Here is a 16,648-nt window from a genome sequence, read left to right as displayed (position 1 = left end):
TCCACACGGGGGTACACGGATACCAAATATGGTACACTATATGTCTGGACATAAAAAATGCCCGCACAATAAATGCAAGCGTCCAACTCACATCAGAAATATATAAATTGTTAAGCACTGCAAACATAGTGATTAATTTTGAATGTGGAGCGATTTTTCCAAATTATTTTTTATTTCAGATAAAAGAGAGGGCAACACTTCATGTATTGCCCAGTCTCCTTTGTGCATGAACGGTTCGATAGAACCGGGACACAAAGCCAAAGGAAAGTTATCCTGAAACCTTTTCACCTTGTTCTGCCGATAATTCTGCCGTTAAAGCGGCTAATTCAGTTTCGTATTTAGCAATCCGGTCGAGTGCGTTTTGCAGAACAGCCTGCTTTCCCTCTTTCCCGGCCCTCTCTGCGGCTGTTTTGCTGTTCGTAATGTTCTGCTTCAGACGTTTGATCTGACGGGCTATTTCGAAGCCTCTGACCACTGCATTTTCACTATACTCAGGACGTTTAGCATCAAGCTCTAAGGTTGCCTGTTTGCCTTCTGCGTAATCGTCAATCTGTTTCCAAAGTTTGCGACGTTCGTCGTCCAGCTTGCAGAGTTCTTCTGCGAGGGGGTGACGTTCCTCTGCCGGGATATCCGGATTCGCAATATCATTATGGAGACTGGCGTACAGGGGAGCGATCTCTTTGATACGGGCGTATGCTTTACGTAAGGCAGGAGTGAGGGATTCTTCTGTTACGATCTTGACGCCCGGAGTGTTCAAGGCATCCAGTTCGCCCCGGATAGCGGAGAGCTCTTTCATTTTCTCCTCGAACTCTTCATTTAAAGCTGAGAGTTCGTCAGCATGATTTTCCGTGTCACTCTCAAGTTCGCTGATACGGTTATGCAGTCCGTCGATCTCCTCTTGGAGTCGGTCGATTGCCTCTTTCCGGATATCGGTTTCTTGAGTCCGTTGTTCATCATTCAGTGTTTGAACGATCAGGATCTCTTCGAATGCAGCCGGGTAAACAGAAGGAGCATCTTTTATTTCCCTGGCTATTTTAGTCAGTATATTGACTAATTGTGTAAAGTGGGGATCGAAAATGTGAGGATTCTCCGGTGCCTGGGAAAGATAGTTCCCATAGCTGCTCTTGGTGTTTGCCTTTGCTAAAGCGTTAAAGAGTTCCATACCGTCAGCGTACCTGCGCTGACGGTTTGACAACCATTTTTCTAACTGTTCGTTTCTTGTCATAAAATATATGTATTATGTTAACCTCCGGGACTTGGAGCCGGTTTCAGGCCTGCAATGACTTCCATGTCGATTGGTGTCCCTAAAACAACAGCCGATTCATTTGCGTCACAAGTGGCTGTATAGGCAGTTCCCCGCTGATCGGCGGCGAGCTTACCACCATCAAAGGAGGGTGATACATCGGCATACATGCCCGGTTTACCCATCAGGAATTGTTGGCCGTCGGAATCTTCGAAGACGAAGTACCCCGGAGTGTTCTTGACAAGTGTACTGAAAGCATGCATTCCCGGAGTATTGCCGGGAAAGAAAAACTCTAAAGTCTGCTTAAAAGATTTTCCGTCCGTTTCGCCTTGAATTTCCGCTTTATAACCTACTTTCCCTTTTGTGGAATACAAGTAAATCGGCTGAGTGTAGGTTCCGCCGCTTGGAAAAGTGAATGATCCCGAAGCGGTAATCAGGTCCTCATTCGTAGTAGGCTTTGCCGGAATCATTGGTACGGTTGAAGGAGCGTCATACGGAATAAAGAGCAGCCGTCCTTTATAACCTCCCATGTTGTTTTGCCCGATATTCCATTTTAACGGGGCAAATGCCGGACCGGCAGCCAGAACGGTTAAACCGTCTGATGTCAGAAGATGATGGCTGATCCAGTTTCCGGTATCCGGAATGGCCGCTTGTACTTCCGGAAGCAAGAACAGGCAGCAGATAAGCAGGCATGAAATGCAAAGAATAAATCGTTTCATAATCAGGTAATTGTTTAGTTTATGTAGGGGAAGGTAAGAGTCCCTTCCCCCGGATTAGTTAAGTATAGGCTCCGGTAGCGGTGGCTACTTCACCGGCAACAACTGTAACCTGTGTATTTGCCGGTTTGGTCTTGCCATCGGCATCAGTGAACTCGATGGTGTATTTTCCCGGAGGAAGTCCAATGATGCATTGGCCGTTACCGCGTTTGGCAACTTTTCCCTGGATACTCCATTGACCTTTGTCGGTGCCGGTGATGGCTACCTGCACTCCGCCGGTTTTACAATAGTCACCGGCCAGGTCAAGGGATTCGTTCTTCTGCTCGTTACAGCGGAAGACTTTCTCATGCCAGTCATTGATACGTGTATCGTATCCTGCCTGCAACCAGAACTGCCATTCGTTGGGGTCCTCGTAAATATCACGTATCTGGCAGAATTTAGAAGCCGCCTGAGTATTGAACGCCACGTCTATGTTACCAACTTTCTGAAGGGTCAGCCGGGAACCTTGGCCCAAAGCTTCGTGGGAGGAGACAATCAGGTTCGGACACATGGCGTCTTCCCGCAAGAGTTCAAGCATGCGTTGCATGGAAGGATATTCCTGCATGCGTAACTTATTGCGTAATGCTGAACGGGCAGCTTTCAAAACGGTTTCAGCACACAAAAGCTGTGGTACACCGCCTATTGAAGAACGAAGGTAGGTGTTTGCGCCTCCGATCCATTCCACCAGATTCTCGTAAGCTGTATAATCTGTATCTGACGTTGGCGCGGCAAACTCTCCGGAAATAGCGAAATTACCACGGGCCGCATTTACATCGCCACGAGTGATCAGCATGTCCATCTTGGTATAAATACCATCGAAAGCCCCGCCGGGTGAGTTGGAATCTTCATCCCGTTCGGCAGAGAACAGGCTATATACGATATCTTCCAGATGCGAACGTACCAGGGTAAATGCAACCTTGGTTTCCATCGGATGTTTTTTCGTAGTGTTGCTTACCGGAGTGCCACCGATGATCAGCAGTTCGTTGTCATCGTACTTCTGGGAATTTTCTTTGGTGATGCAGACAACATCTTTCGGCTCGATGACTGAGGGTTCGTAACCTAAGAGTTTATCGACCAGTCCGAAGTTCTTTCCGATTTTATACGATTGCGTACCACCGGCACGACGCCGCTCGTTGATACGTGCGTGTTTGCCTTGCAGGTCCATAACATTCAGCTTCAGTAGGTTTGCCACTTCGGTGAGGGTGGCAAACGGCAGCGCACGAAGTGCCTGGTCATAAATGACCAGTGCTTCGTTCAGTTTAGAGACATCAATTAGTTTATTTGCAGCCATTTGAATAGACTTTTTAATAGTTAAAGTTTAGGTTATTAATACAGGCCCTCAGCTTTTAATTTCTCGGTGATGGCTTGATAGTTTCCTGCGTTTTGGTCACAAAAAGCAGATAACTCTTCCTGGGTTCCGCTACCTTCAGGCTCTTGTTCAGGAGTCAGACCGGCATGCCCCGGTGTAGGACCGTTCTTCAGATTCTTCACTTGCTCTTCAAGTTGGGTGATTTTAGAATCCTTCTCAGTGATAGAGTTCTTGAGAGTACTGATCTCGTTATCCTTGCCGGATATAGAACCGTTCAGCTCTGTAATCTTCGCGTTGGCAGAGTTAAGTTTCTCTTCAATATCGGTCTTAGCCTGTACAAGAGTAGCGTTCTCTGTCTTTAATCGTTCCATTTCAGCATGGATAGAGTCCAGGTTTTCAGCAGACAGTTCGGTGGTTTCCGCTTTATCTTTTGAAATTCCCAGGAAAGAGAGGAAGCCGGTCCATGATGGTTTGTAATTCATTGCCTTTTCTTTTGGGATTGTTAATGCTGGCACAATATTCGTGTCCATACCCGCTGCCAGTAAAACGGAGGAGGAACGGTCGTATAAGCACACGGCATGGGAGTTGGCCGGGATATCCACGATGGAAGCCTCCATGATTTCTGCTTTGGTAACAGTTTCGCGTGTTTGTCCCGGAAGCAGATATGCTTTTTCGGAGGATGTGGCCAGGATACGTATACCAATACTTGCGGCCCGTAAGGTCCCTGCTTCGTATTTTGCGGCAATGGTCTTCGATAAATCGTCTACCTTGTCGAAAACAGGAATAGCAGAAAGCACGTCGTCCTCTATCTTGATATCGTCCCAATATCCGATTGCTTTGTAATCACACCATAGGGGTGATCCTTCATCACGGAAATGCCCATACAGCATCACCGGATTGTCAATGAAAGCTTCAAGAAGAAGTCCCGCAGTAAGAACCCGGTAGCCGTACCGGTTGAGTGATGAATCTGATAAGATGATGCGTTTTTGGCTCATTGCACTTATTTTGTTGCAATGATACGGCTATATATAATGATGCCGAAGGACGGTTATAACTCTGTAACAGGTAGTGGAGGATAGGCGCCTTTTCCGGAAAAAGTGGCTTCAATTCCGGAGAGGTCGGAGGCCTTGGTTCCTGTTTTCTCTATCACGGTTCCCAGAAGCGGGTACTCTTTGCTTCCATACAATCGGATATTGCCATTCGCATCCTTGCATCTTACTACGCAACCACGTACATTGATAGTCCGCAGGATGTGAAGTTCTGAATCTGTCAGTCCTGTGCGTTTCAGACGGATGGTAAGGGTCTGTTTGTATAGCGTACCGGCTTGAGTGTCGTCCGCTTCCACATCTGGAGAAACTCCCATATAGGTGATAGGCAGGTTTCTCCAGGTATTGGACCGGTGAAGGCTGATAACGGCTGAGTGATTGATGACTGAAAATAAACTTATTTCATCCGTGAACAGGAAATCTGCCTGAATGACTCCTCCGATATTGTTTGTATTCATATTCTGTTGATTTACAATATACTATCTGTGATTCTCTTTTTTCGAACATTTTTCACTCAAAAAAAGGACATTTAACTACGCTTACTCGATGAATTATTCTCGCTTTTTATAGCTCCTTTTTTCTTTTCTCCTCACTTTTGCCCTCCAACGCTGGTAGTGTTTGAGAAAAGCTTCTTCCGTAAGAGAATCAATTCCATATCTGCGCATGAAGAATTGCACTCCATCAATGTATTTGATTCCGTACCGGTGCTTCTGTTCGTCCAGGTATTCATGCAACTCCGCCCACATCATCAATTCTATTTTCCGGGAAATGATTACCTGGGAGCGAAGCCCTAAATAGTTGTAGGTCACTGGGGATTTGCCTATACTTCGTTCAGGCAGACAGATTTCTAAATTACCACGATCAACCGGAGCTTCCGACGGTCTCTTCTGAAGAAGGTCGAATATCACGTGATAGATATTCAGGTTATCGGGAAAACGGACCGGATCAGAGGTCAGGTTACAGTATTTGCCGCGGATATACTCACATAGATGCGGAGGAACTTCGATTTTGGTAGTTATCATTTAGGTCATAGAATGGTTTACGCTAATATACAAAGTTTTACGGACATAAACAAGACTTACCGGAACAAACTAATCCCCCTTGCAAAAACGGTACTCCTTTTTTGTGCAACTGTGTAAATCGTGCGGTCTTATCATATAATATGTTGATTATAATTGGTTTACATCCGTACTAAACATGGTACGTTTTTGTACGATTGATACATTGTGCGTACAAAATACAATTTTGTGCAATTTAGTACGAGGCGTACGTTTTTGTACGAAATTTGTGCTCTGTTTAAATATTTGATTTATAGTGTAATAAATACCGAATTGCACCTGTCTGCACGAAAGCACAAAAATATTCTATATTTTTAAGGTAGTCTCTTTTACAGAAGAAAGAAAAAATAAAAATAATATATATACACCTCGTTGCCGGCTTTACTCCGTCTCAGGCACAGTTGTTCAAAACGTTCTTCTAAGCAAGAGGGGGTAAAGGGGGAACGCCCCGAAAAAACAAAGCCGCGATACGCTGATGCGTACCGCGGCCGGATAAATGTTCCGACTTGTGCTATCGCAAATCATTCGGATAAAACACCTGAGATACCAACTCGTACTCACGGGGCAGTGACTTCACACCTACACAAACACAGATACCTCTTGCTGCAAGCTCATACAACCGTTGTGTTGTGACGATAGAACCCCGGAAATGATAGTTACTGCAAAGCACAAAATATGCAGTTGCCAGGTCAAAGGAATAAATGTCCTTGCTTATGATCTTGAGTGCATCGGACGGAATCTTGGCAAAACCTAAACGAACGGCCAGGCGTGCGATCAACTGCTCACGCTCGACGGGATCAGGAGATATGACTACGAATATTTTATTCTCTTTTTTTATCATTATAATGTTGTGTATATCAAATAAAAGACGTATCTTTACAGGGTAATAAATTGGGATAATATACTCCTATCGTCGTGAGTAGAAATGAACCCAGGATTTGGATTTTACGAACTTCGCGCACCGGCGAATAATTGTATAATCATCCGAAAACTCAAGTAATGCATCCGTCAACTCTTTCTGTTCCGTCTCTTCCTGAATAATCCAACATGCACACTTTATAAACAAGTCATAGGATGACGCCTCACAGTGATCCATTACACGAATACTTCCGCATTCCGGAATGCTATCCAGCAGCAGATACACTGCGTTATAAAAGCGATTAAAGCGCTCCGGATTCTCTTTGTATACGGATATCAATTCGTTAATATTGGTCAGTTTAAAAGAAGATAGGTTCATGGCATGTCATTTTATGGATTATAACTCAATTTCTGCTCAGGTTCCGGAGGGAGTGGGGGAACATCCCGCTTGGGATCGAGCATTTCAATACTTTCGGCTACGATTTCAGAAACGGTTCTTTTCTGGCCGTCATTTGTTTCATACTTCCGGGTTGTGAATCTGCCTTCAATATACAGTTTGCTCCCTTTGTGGGTGTACTTCTCAATGGTTTCCGCCAATCCCCTCCAGGCTACGACGGGTATCCATTCGGTTCTCTCCGGAATCGTTTGACCGGCTTTGTTTGTATAAGCGCGCTCTGTACATGCAATGGAAAATTGGGCTACTTTGATACCGGTTTCAGTGGTACGGACCTCGGCATCACGTCCCATGTTGCCGATAAAAATACATTTGTTTACACTCATTGTTTTTATGTTTAAGTTAGAAAACGAGTTTACCTGTCGGTTGTGGTAACCGGCTATTATCTTCTTCCGGGATAGGTTGGGCTCCGGTTCCTACCGTAAAGTACTCTACACCTCCGGATTTATCATCTACAACTGCCTTCCCGTCCTTATCGACTTGAAAAGGTTTCCCGGTTATACTGTCATATTTGTGAGGATTGAATACATAACCTTTCCAAGAACAATACATTATAAATTTCTTCTTAAATGCGGTTGGTGATACAAACTTTCGTTGCTGATTGTCGTATTGGCAAAATGCGTCATATAAATCTTTCCGGGGTAAACGGACATTGAGATGCTCTTCTCCGGAGAAGTATTCATCAGCCCAGGAGATGAGGGTTTCACCCATTTCCTGACGCAGCTTTCTTTGCTCTAACCTTTCGCCGGGAGCCTGGACAACGCCATAAGTCAAATACAATTGGACGCAATTGGCCAGCAGGTTCCAGGTAAGATTCCATTGTTCAAAATCCCACTCCGAGAAGAAGAGGACCCCGAAGTCGTCAACCGGCTTATGGGTATCGTTATAGAAATCGGAGAATGCAAGCAGCCACTGGCGGTCCGTGTAACTTGAACCACTGCCACGGATGGCATGGTTGGTAGCAATATACATTTTGGGTGATCGCGCAAATGGTAAAGTGATCCTTCTACCTCCTTTATAATTTACTGACCAATCCCCGGTAATGTTGGGGAACAGAAATTCAAAGTTGAAGTTTTGTAACACGTCGTCAATAAAAACGAGTTTAGTGTTTTCCTGAATGTCATTCCATACAAATTGATCATTAAAAAGATCAGAGCGTTTTCCGGGAATATAGGCTGTAGGAATGATATTACGCATCAATTCCCCTACAAGTGATTTTCCGGAACGGCCGTTACTTTCTCCTACTTCAGATTGTTTGCCATCCATGCCGATGACAGCTCTGGCCACATTATTGTCTTTCGCTTCCATAACCATGTATCCGATTGCACACAGTTTACTAAGGAGATGGATACGATTTTCATTCTCTTCTTCCGGCTCTATTTCTTCAGCAGATTTTCTCCAGGTAAAGTTACTGGTGTTGATCAGGAACTGGAGGTAATGGGATTTCTTACCGGCCTCTGAAAGTTCGTAAGTAAATGTGTTGTCTTGCCGGCTAAAAGTAACCAACGGTTTACCCAGATATTTGGCCGGTGTCATTTTACGTTGCTCTTCCGAGATGTGGTGTGTGATATTCTCGTAACCGAGTTCGCTTACAGAATCTTTTGTGACCAGCCAGCAATTTTTATCAAAATAGAAATACTGGGATTCCCGGTTGGGCTTAACGAAATTGGGCTGAATAAACTCAAGCAGGGATAACTTGTCCGGACCCACATATTGAGACACGCCTTTAATCAACATTTCATTTACCTCAGTCTTGCAATTATGCTTGGCAAACTGAAACAGGTAGTCACGGGCATCAGAGGCGTCGATAGCACGAACGACAGGCGGTTCAAGGTGAATGAACTGATAACTCTTATCAATTCTCCGAAGACGTCCGAATCCTCTGTTTTGCAAGAAGTTTTGTGAGTTGACATAGCAGAACTCATATTCAATACGTTCATTTTGGCTACGATCATATTTAGTGACTTCTCTCCAGAACTTTTCATCATCGTCAAAAGGTTGTGCCAAGATTACTTTTCCATGTTCGTCGAATTTCCATCGATATCGGCCGAATAGGAACTCCGGCAGGTTACGCAGGAGGTCGGCATGACGTTCGGCAAAGACTTCATGAGAGTGGAGTCCCCATAATTCTTGCAATTTATGATCTGTCCAGGTAGTTACCTTGAACATCTCAATGTATTTTCCCAAACCTTTCTTTTCATTGCAGGCAAACTCAATATCGGCGGCCAGTTCTTCTTCCTTTCCGCGCAGAGAATTTGCGAGCAGATCATCAAGGCCTTTGTCTCCTGCTTCGTTCTTATTAATGTGTCCGACGAATATTTCAACGAAGATGTTCCGGTTCTTGAGAGAACGCATATATTCTTTGAAATTTTTTGCTGCATAGAAAAAACAGCGGGGACGCTTTTCGACCTGATCATTGATCCGGATATTGGAGCTGATATCGTCCCAGTCCGAATCAAAGATAAAAGCAACCTCCTGTACCTCACAGGTAGAGATGATCTTCACCAGGTCTTCCGGAAGGGCACCGTAAAGACCGAGATTCTGTATACCGCTGACTGCGATTGAGGGGATACCGTGCTTACATGCTTTCTCCGCTTTCTTTTCACCTTCCTGAATATAGAGACGGGGTATCTTTGTCTTTGACTTATAGAGACTGCGTATGCGCTCCGGAATATAGATCGGAGTACCGCTGCCACGCGGGGATTTGTATTTGTAAGGTTTACCCTCTTTATCAAGGTGGGCATCCGGAAACTGCCATCTGATACGATAATATTCTTGAGGAGTACCAACGTCCCTTCTTTTATTATCTTTCCGGGTGAAGACAACCGGCATTCCTTCCAGATCATAATATTCAATGATGACATCATCTCCCTTAGTGGTTAACATTCCTCGTTCATCAATGGTACCAGGACGGAAAGTACGTTGTTCGAATATACTTTGTGTATCTCCTGTCTTATAGACCTTTGCTGTGACATCCTCAAAGGTAAGACCTGATTCTGCCAGCATCCTGGCACAATAACTGTCGACATCGATACCTTTGGCAGCCTTGCTGCCTTTTTTCATCTTTTTTGCCGGCTGTTTCTTGATGGCCGGACGTTGATCGGGAATGACATTGAATTTTTTGGCAAGGTAGTCAAGAGCATCATTGAAGGTCATTCCTTCAGCGGACATTAAGAAAGAAACCGAATCTCCACCTTTCAATTCATTGCATCCAAAGCATTTAAAGATTTGTTTGGCCGGACTAATTGAGAGTTTCTTTGCGGCTTTGCACCGGGGACAATCGCAATTGTAATTCACTCCGGAGCGTTTGAGTTCATGGAAGTCTTGCGCAACATCAAGCAAATGTCCTGTGGCAGCATCTTTGATACGTCTTATCTCATCATCATTAAAATACATAGTTCAAGGGATTAGTTACATGATCAGTTCTGTTTCATTGATTCGGGGTCAAATGAAACCATTTACAATGGATTGGCAGAGGACTGTTTATGGGAGATCGTACTCTTCAGTAACGGATTCGTTTATCACGCTTTGCAGAAGCTCCGGATCTTCATAGAGGAAGAGGACTTTAACCATACCGTCCTTTACAACTCCCATTTCCATCTCAATTTCCAAATTGTTTTCGTGGACCTTATCTACGATCCGGTCTACGACTTGTTTGTCTAATTCGATTATATCTTTAAACATAGTTTTTCCTTACTTATTGTTTCATTATACGCTAAGTTTATTTTTTCTACGAGTGTTCCATTCTTGTTCTACATTCGATATAGCTTCCATGATCTTACTAAAAAGGAGGGCTGAAATTTCATCGCAGCAAGGATCTATAAAAGATACACACCCTTTTTCATCTATTCTATACCGTATTAAAAGCTGTTTACGGTCATCTACGGTTCTCTTTTTACTCATTTCTGTATAGTTTTGAATTTATTATTTCTGAATACTGTCTAAGACCCACATTGTTAATGTCACTCTTTGGGATGTAATAAAAAAGACCTCTTTCCGAAAAATAAATCGAAAAATAGTATTAGGGCTATAGGCAATATATCTGTCAGCCTCTACTTTTGCTGGTGACGGTAGTCTTTTTACTACTTCGTCAAAATCTTGTTGGTGCATTTCTGTATGGTTTTACTTTATTTCTCTGGCTCAACTCTAACTCCGGCAACCCACAATAGCCAACCGCATTCAACTGAAAAATCAACCCAGTCAGTCCTTAGTGGATTCCTCCTGATTACAAGGTATGGGAGAATGTTTATACATCCTTGCCAACCCGCATATCTTGTATAAATTTTCCTTTTTAGGAAATGTAAATGTTTAGACTCTTTATATTCCATACTTTATTAATTTGAGGGAAGGCAGCCACAAAAGACCGCCTTACTGCTGATGTTACAATCTCGCTAATCTTTCTTTTAGACACTCGTTATAAGTGTACATAGCACCTGCCTGAATGATTAACAGTGATTTTTGTACAGGATCAATTTCATTGACTTTTTCACTTTGATTAAAGCCATTCAACTTGTTAAGCTTTTCTTCCAGTTGTGCCTGCTCTTCAACCAGGCGTGATTTAAAATCGTCCATAATGAATTGTGGATTTTACAAAGCCCGTCCAAGGCTATCTAATTCGTTTCTATACTGTTATACGTTAATACCTTGCTTCTTATAGTACTGGGAAATCTTCTCTTTTTGCTCTTCGATTTTCAGATCGAGTTTAGCAACACGATTAACGAGCCTTTCCCGTCTGGCTTCAAGCTCTTTCAGTTTGGCAGCTTGTTTTGTAATTAGTCTCATTCTTCCTCCTCCTGTAGATATAGTTCCATACCCTTTTTAGTTAGTCCCAATGTATGTGTATCATCAGCCCATTCATTAGCCACTTTTATAGAATCTGCAGGGCAACCATAGGTAAGCCTTACTGCATATTCACCACCAGGCGAAATACTATCATCTCCATATCCAGCAACTAATTTGTTATCAAAAGCCATCAAATTACCATAGTTGTTGGCAAAGTAAATACCTGCCTCTTCACACCCCTTATATGCTTTCTTTAGCTTGTTAAAAGCCTTTTTCTGCTCGGCTGTTAGTTCACAGACCGGATATAATCTATCATCCATAATGTTCCTTTCTATTTAGTTATTAATCAATCTGCATCATATTCTACATCAATTATTTCTTCGGACTGATAAGCCACTGGCAATGTCATATCTTTCCGTAACATCCGCCACATATAGGTAATAGCGGTTTCCTCATCATCGGCATATACTTCCCGTATTCCGGAGTATGAACCGTAATAATATCTTATAGTGTATTTATTCATTTCTATACTGTTTTATTCTAATGTCTTGTTATCATTACCATCTTCTATGACTTTATCCATAAATAAATCCAATGCTTTTATACATTTATCGGGAAGTTGCTTTGCTGTTTCATTCTGACGGATATAGTCTATAGTACCTCCAATACCCATGATGCGATACATTTCTTTGGTGCTTGGAAGAAACGTCAATATCAATACAGATACAGCTAATAAAACGCCTGAAATTTTTCTTGATTTATGGATACCTTTCTCTTTGCAGTCTTCATTGTTATAATATTCTACCCATGGAATAATTAATGCAAAAAGCAACCATATTGCTGACAAACAAGATAAGAGTATGAAAACACCTTGCATACTGTCTAATCTTTCAATCCAATATAATTCTTCCATTTTATTTATAGGTTTTACAAAGCCCGCCCAAGGCTGTTTTATTTATTTTTATTTGGTTTAGAGGTATTTCTTTAGTTCTTCTCGATCTATAAAAAAGGCACATGCCATATACTTGCCTGGTAAACCCATTGTCTGGGCGAATGCATCATCTCCGCAAACTTTTTCAGTCCCAAAGCCAACGATTGAGCCGCGCGGATCATCTTTAACATCGACTATCGTAGTGGTCATTCTCAAACCTTTATTGTCATCTGTTGCCATTCTCTTAATAGCATCCAGAATTTTATTACCATCACTATTCATTTCTTTATAGTTATTAGTATTTAAATTTAAAACTTTCATTCAGTAGGCTATCTCTTTGCTCTATTGAATGTTCTAACGCTTTTATTAAAGAACGCTGAGAATAATTAATTAATAGAGAGAAAAATAGCGCAATGATTATAATGAAGATAATTAACTCACGAATCTTAATTTGAATCATTTCTGTATTGTATTGAGGGTTATTTACTGACGATAATATCATACAGTTCTTTGGCAGTCCAAAATCTATAATCATCTGATATATCCATTATTCGCTTATCAGAACCTTTGCAAAGCTGAATTATCTTCCGGGCAAACTCTTTACGCTTCCTGCTTTTCCTTGTACGCTGTAAAAGTGTACGATAGGCGAGCATAAGCCAGTAATCACAGACATGCTCTTTTTCTTTCAATCGTATATACTTTATCTGCATATTCTCATCGTTTAAATTTTAAAATAGCCGATTTCATAGCATCATCAGAAGCCTTTTCTATTACGCTGAATATACTGTCTGCTTTCTGAAAATCCATTTTAAAGCGATTATCGGAGGCGACATATATTGTATCTGTTATTTCTGTAACCCCTTTTACAGGGAATACGGTCAGATATATATATTCAGTTTTACAGCCGGTCAATGAGACGACTGCGAGAATTATTAGTATTTTCTTCATTATTTTATTGTTGTACGTTAATTTTTTGTCTTCTATATTACCTCCTTCCTCCTCGAGCTGGAGCATTGTAGGTAATTTGATATTTTTTTCGCAGCATTTCTATATACTCAGGAGTTACATTTTGCGGAGCAACAAGTACATGTGTGCGGTTGTCAAGCCGAACCATGACCTTGTGCTGCTCTTTTTGTGCGGATTGCATGCGCATTTGTACGATAGCTTCCGGATTCTCGTTTGTAAATAGATTAGCTTTCTGTCTCTTTGTTCGATTTGGAGACGGGCTTGGTGAATGTACTGTTTTCATAATGATCAAAATTAGTGTGGGCTTCCGGGAATCGAACCCGGCTTCAATGATTTTACATTGATATGCCTCCTTACATCAGGCCCATTTTGCCGGGATTCACATCCCGGCTCTTTTGTGTAACAAATCCCTAATCAGGGGCTCTAACCCTACGTGTGTCCTTTCACACGGCATTAAAAATGAATAAATCAATTAAACTTCTATGCTTGAGAAAATAAAGTATAACATATAACCGGATTCGCACCGGGCACATTCCTTATATGTGCTTTTAGTTAATAATATATGGTTGATATATAGAAGTTTCGTGTCGACGGATACGATACTCTGTACGTGGTCTTCTTACTCTTTGCATGGTATATGATATATTTGTTACTGTTGTCACTTCTCCAAGGGAAAACAAGAGTAAGATAACTCCTGCTGTACATTGCCTGGCAATAGGAGATAGATCAAAACTAATTCCGTAATTAGTGCAGAACCACCATGCCCCCAACTCAGTCACTTTACTTAAACCTAATTTTGTTTTTGCATTTCGGAGAGTATTGTCAACAGTGCTCCAACTCACATGGAAGAAATCAGCTACTTCTTTATAAGAAGCTCCCCAAGCAATACGTTCGATGAACTGTTTTTGACGTTTACTTAGAATGGCATTGCGGTTCATAATTTGATATCTGTAATTTCCCAACAGTTTTCAATACCATATTTTAGAAATACAGTTTCAACAGCCTTAACTACCTCTACGCTGGGAGAAGTTATACCTTTAAGCTTATTATACCAAGAGGTTCGATTATTAATATTAAAGACCCCATATAGCTCCTTTTTTAAAGTTTCAATCTGTCCTAATGGTACTCTTTCATATGCTTTTTTAAAAGAATAGCGTTTTTTCGCTATTGTCATTTGTTTATCCATCGCTTACCTTTGTATTTTTATAATTTACGACTGCAAACATAATACATATTTGATATAATCTCAAATATATTGTGTTAAAATCTCAAATATAATTAATATAATCTCAAATCATATTTGCTTTTAAACGCCTAACTTTAAAAACATGAATATAGTAGAAAACATAAAGCTTATAAGAACAGAAAAAGGGATTCCACAAAAGAAAATAGCAGATGCTTTGAATGTGGATATAGCTGTTATTAGTAATATTGAGAATAACAAACGTGAATTGAAGGTCAGTGAACTTGAGGTTATCTCAAAAGCTCTTGAAGTTAGTATTATTGATTTATTGACTTATCCCCAAAAGTATATTCTGGCCGAGAACAAAGAATCTGAATCAATTGAAGCTGTTTTGCAGATAAAATTACGTAGAGATAAAAAAGAGCAGGTTCTTAAATTAATTTTTGGCGATAATAATTTAGAAATTTTGAATAGATGAACTCTCAGAACGAGTTGTCTGAAATCCTACTAAAAATGGGAGCTGAAAGAATTGGCTCCCAATATATTTATAATTGTGTCCATTTTGAAGTTGGTGATGAGTATGTTGTTTGTAGATTTACTCCGCCAAGAGGTAAAATTTGGATTAATAAATTAGATTACTCAAATATTTTATTAGAGGAAATCGTTAGATCTTTCTTTTTTATAGGTGAATATCTTAAGGATGTTGATGTTCTTAAATATAGCCTTCCTGTTTTTATGCAAAACAAATATATAGATGGGAATATAGCCTTATTGCATAATGCTTTCTTAAAAAGAGAGAGAAATAATAAGTTGAGAATACTATATGATAGTTTTATTAATGAATGGAATTATAGAAAGTATCAGAGTCTTTATCCTTTAAAATAAAAAAATAGTAGAACAAAAGTCACTAACATTAAATTATAATCAATTATGAATCAGGGTTTAGTATATTGGCTTCGGAATCACAACGTAAAGGTAAGTAGTCTGTAAAAAGGCTGCTTGCCTTTCGTTATTTTACTGGCTATCAAACACTTAGTACTATATCGTTTCAGATCAAAATCGTGCGAATTTCTTCAAAAAGGTAGAAAACATGCCTAAATAGGGGCATGGTAGAAAGAATTTAGAAAACAACTAAAGTAGTGGATGGAAACAAGTAAAGCCATCTGGATGTTATATAACCAATATTAATGAAATACTAACTATTAACTACTAAACCATGTGTTTTCATAATTCAATGTCTGCCAAAGCTATAAAACTGGCTGCACGTTACGGACGAAAATCTGATATCATTGAGATATATCGGGATGTTCTTAACGAACAATATCACATTAACGCCTTTAACTTTCCCAAATATCCGATTATCACTGCATCTGATGAGATACAGGTATTCAATTGGGGACTTATTCCCTTTTGGGTAAAGACAGAAGAGGATGCTGAAGAGATGCGTAAAATGACCTTAAACGCAAGGGCAGAAACAATATTTGAAAAGCCGTCGTTTCGTGAATCTATAATGAGGAAAAGATGTATCGTTCCCTCTACTGGATATTTTGAGTGGAGACATGAAGAGAGTAAGAAGACTCCTTATTATATTTATGTTAAAAATGAATCCATCTTTTCAATGGCAGGCATTTATGACATCTGGACAGATAAGGAATCGGGTAGGCAGCATGCTACTTTCTCCATCATAACGACTGCTACAAATTCGTTGACGGATTACATACATAACACTAAACACCGAATGCCGGCTATTTTGTCACCGGAAGATGAAGAACAGTGGCTGAATCCTGAATTATCCCGCGAGAATATTGAATATTTCTTTAAACCATATTCTTCAGATGAAATGGGGGCATACCCGATAGGTAATGATTTTATAAAGAAAATGCCAACGGACAAAAGTATTTTGCAGCGGGCATAAAGTTGGTGTACGGTTTCCGGAATGTTATCGGATTGGTATTTTATTACCTTTTTTAACACAAAAATAACTATCGTTACTGACTTTTCAAAAAAGTCAAAAGATAAAAAAATATATTGTGTTTACATAAGATTCGTGTTACATTTGAACG

The 16,648-nt window shown here is 40.8% G+C and carries 25 protein-coding genes; 3 read left to right on the top strand and 22 right to left on the bottom strand.

Annotated elements, in window-relative coordinates:
* Positions 1-268: 268 nt before the first annotated feature.
* The 22 genes from KO473_RS20000 to KO473_RS19895 all read right to left on the bottom strand — a co-directional run bounded on the left by KO473_RS20000 (position 269) and on the right by KO473_RS19895 (position 14,588).
* Positions 269-1,225, bottom strand: coding sequence for a hypothetical protein (locus tag KO473_RS20000; protein ID WP_032542663.1), 957 nt, complete (start codon positions 1,223-1,225; stop codon positions 269-271).
* A 17-nt stretch (positions 1,226-1,242) separates the two neighbouring features.
* Positions 1,243-1,962, bottom strand: coding sequence for a hypothetical protein (locus KO473_RS19995; RefSeq protein WP_005795420.1), 720 nt, complete (start codon positions 1,960-1,962; stop codon positions 1,243-1,245).
* Between the two features lie 58 nt (positions 1,963-2,020).
* A complete protein-coding gene (locus KO473_RS19990) occupies positions 2,021-3,289 on the bottom strand; it encodes a carboxypeptidase-like regulatory domain-containing protein (protein WP_005795418.1) in 1,269 nt (422 codons plus the stop codon).
* Positions 3,290-3,324: 35 nt separating this feature from the next.
* Positions 3,325-4,302: a hypothetical protein gene (locus KO473_RS19985; protein WP_216035142.1), complete on the bottom strand. Its 978-nt coding sequence runs from the start codon at positions 4,300-4,302 to the stop codon at positions 3,325-3,327.
* Positions 4,303-4,355: 53 nt separating this feature from the next.
* Positions 4,356-4,811, bottom strand: a complete 456-nt coding sequence (locus tag KO473_RS19980; protein WP_216035141.1) for a hypothetical protein — start codon at positions 4,809-4,811, stop codon at positions 4,356-4,358.
* A gap of 93 nt (positions 4,812-4,904) precedes the next feature.
* Positions 4,905-5,375, bottom strand: coding sequence for a hypothetical protein (locus tag KO473_RS19975; RefSeq protein WP_005795408.1), 471 nt, complete (start codon positions 5,373-5,375; stop codon positions 4,905-4,907).
* A gap of 547 nt (positions 5,376-5,922) precedes the next feature.
* Entirely contained in the window at positions 5,923-6,252 is a 330-nt protein-coding gene (locus tag KO473_RS19970; RefSeq protein WP_005819043.1) for a hypothetical protein, read from the bottom strand.
* 66 nt (positions 6,253-6,318) lie between these two features.
* Positions 6,319-6,648: a hypothetical protein gene (locus tag KO473_RS19965; RefSeq protein ID WP_005819044.1), complete on the bottom strand. Its 330-nt coding sequence runs from the start codon at positions 6,646-6,648 to the stop codon at positions 6,319-6,321.
* A gap of 11 nt (positions 6,649-6,659) precedes the next feature.
* Entirely contained in the window at positions 6,660-7,049 is a 390-nt protein-coding gene (locus tag KO473_RS19960; RefSeq protein ID WP_005819045.1) for a single-stranded DNA-binding protein, read from the bottom strand.
* Positions 7,050-7,065: 16 nt separating this feature from the next.
* On the bottom strand, positions 7,066-10,119 hold the full coding sequence (locus tag KO473_RS19955; protein WP_122130602.1) for a CHC2 zinc finger domain-containing protein: 3,054 nt from the start codon (positions 10,117-10,119) through the stop codon (positions 7,066-7,068).
* Between the two features lie 87 nt (positions 10,120-10,206).
* A complete protein-coding gene (locus tag KO473_RS19950) occupies positions 10,207-10,407 on the bottom strand; it encodes a hypothetical protein (protein ID WP_041926226.1) in 201 nt (66 codons plus the stop codon).
* Positions 10,408-11,103: 696 nt separating this feature from the next.
* Positions 11,104-11,295 (bottom strand): hypothetical protein, encoded by a 192-nt coding sequence (locus KO473_RS19945; protein ID WP_122130600.1) that lies wholly within the window; start codon positions 11,293-11,295, stop codon positions 11,104-11,106.
* A gap of 57 nt (positions 11,296-11,352) precedes the next feature.
* A complete protein-coding gene (locus KO473_RS19940) occupies positions 11,353-11,505 on the bottom strand; it encodes a hypothetical protein (protein WP_181996052.1) in 153 nt (50 codons plus the stop codon).
* Complete coding sequence (locus tag KO473_RS19935) at positions 11,502-11,825, bottom strand: hypothetical protein (protein WP_122130599.1); 324 nt, start codon at positions 11,823-11,825, stop codon at positions 11,502-11,504. The genes KO473_RS19940 and KO473_RS19935 overlap by 4 nt, the downstream gene beginning before the upstream one ends.
* A gap of 26 nt (positions 11,826-11,851) precedes the next feature.
* A complete protein-coding gene (locus KO473_RS19930) occupies positions 11,852-12,028 on the bottom strand; it encodes a hypothetical protein (RefSeq protein ID WP_005811065.1) in 177 nt (58 codons plus the stop codon).
* Between the two features lie 12 nt (positions 12,029-12,040).
* The gene (locus tag KO473_RS19925; RefSeq protein ID WP_122130598.1) at positions 12,041-12,418 is read right to left on the bottom strand and encodes a hypothetical protein; all 378 of its coding nucleotides are present in this window, start codon (positions 12,416-12,418) and stop codon (positions 12,041-12,043) included.
* 57 nt (positions 12,419-12,475) lie between these two features.
* The gene (locus KO473_RS19920) at positions 12,476-12,757 is read right to left on the bottom strand and encodes a hypothetical protein (RefSeq protein WP_234059781.1); all 282 of its coding nucleotides are present in this window, start codon (positions 12,755-12,757) and stop codon (positions 12,476-12,478) included.
* 158 nt (positions 12,758-12,915) lie between these two features.
* On the bottom strand, positions 12,916-13,146 hold the full coding sequence (locus KO473_RS19915; protein ID WP_032542202.1) for a hypothetical protein: 231 nt from the start codon (positions 13,144-13,146) through the stop codon (positions 12,916-12,918).
* Positions 13,147-13,150: 4 nt separating this feature from the next.
* Positions 13,151-13,384, bottom strand: coding sequence for a hypothetical protein (locus tag KO473_RS19910; RefSeq protein ID WP_032562974.1), 234 nt, complete (start codon positions 13,382-13,384; stop codon positions 13,151-13,153).
* Between the two features lie 37 nt (positions 13,385-13,421).
* Positions 13,422-13,685 carry a hypothetical protein gene (locus KO473_RS19905; protein ID WP_122130597.1) on the bottom strand — a complete coding sequence of 88 codons (264 nt, stop codon included), beginning with the start codon at positions 13,683-13,685 and terminating at the stop codon, positions 13,422-13,424.
* 265 nt (positions 13,686-13,950) lie between these two features.
* Positions 13,951-14,340 carry a response regulator transcription factor gene (locus KO473_RS19900; RefSeq protein ID WP_008768789.1) on the bottom strand — a complete coding sequence of 130 codons (390 nt, stop codon included), beginning with the start codon at positions 14,338-14,340 and terminating at the stop codon, positions 13,951-13,953.
* Positions 14,337-14,588 carry a hypothetical protein gene (locus KO473_RS19895; protein ID WP_122130596.1) on the bottom strand — a complete coding sequence of 84 codons (252 nt, stop codon included), beginning with the start codon at positions 14,586-14,588 and terminating at the stop codon, positions 14,337-14,339. Before KO473_RS19895 ends, KO473_RS19900 begins: the two co-directional genes overlap by 4 nt.
* A 142-nt stretch (positions 14,589-14,730) precedes the next feature.
* Here KO473_RS19895 and KO473_RS19890 point away from each other — a divergent pair, with 142 nt between their 5' ends.
* From KO473_RS19890 to KO473_RS19880, 3 genes are all read left to right on the top strand, one after another.
* Positions 14,731-15,063, top strand: a complete 333-nt coding sequence (locus KO473_RS19890) for a helix-turn-helix domain-containing protein (protein ID WP_122130595.1) — start codon at positions 14,731-14,733, stop codon at positions 15,061-15,063.
* A 35-nt stretch (positions 15,064-15,098) separates the two neighbouring features.
* Complete coding sequence (locus tag KO473_RS19885) at positions 15,099-15,470, top strand: hypothetical protein (RefSeq protein WP_147346477.1); 372 nt, start codon at positions 15,099-15,101, stop codon at positions 15,468-15,470.
* A gap of 331 nt (positions 15,471-15,801) precedes the next feature.
* A complete protein-coding gene (locus KO473_RS19880; protein ID WP_005777661.1) occupies positions 15,802-16,500 on the top strand; it encodes an SOS response-associated peptidase in 699 nt (232 codons plus the stop codon).
* Positions 16,501-16,648 lie beyond the last annotated feature (148 nt).

The sequence above is a fragment of the Bacteroides sp. HF-4919 genome, from assembly GCF_018860125.1.
Note: the sequence above shows the minus strand (reverse complement) of the source record. Positions and strands in the feature narration are given on the sequence as shown.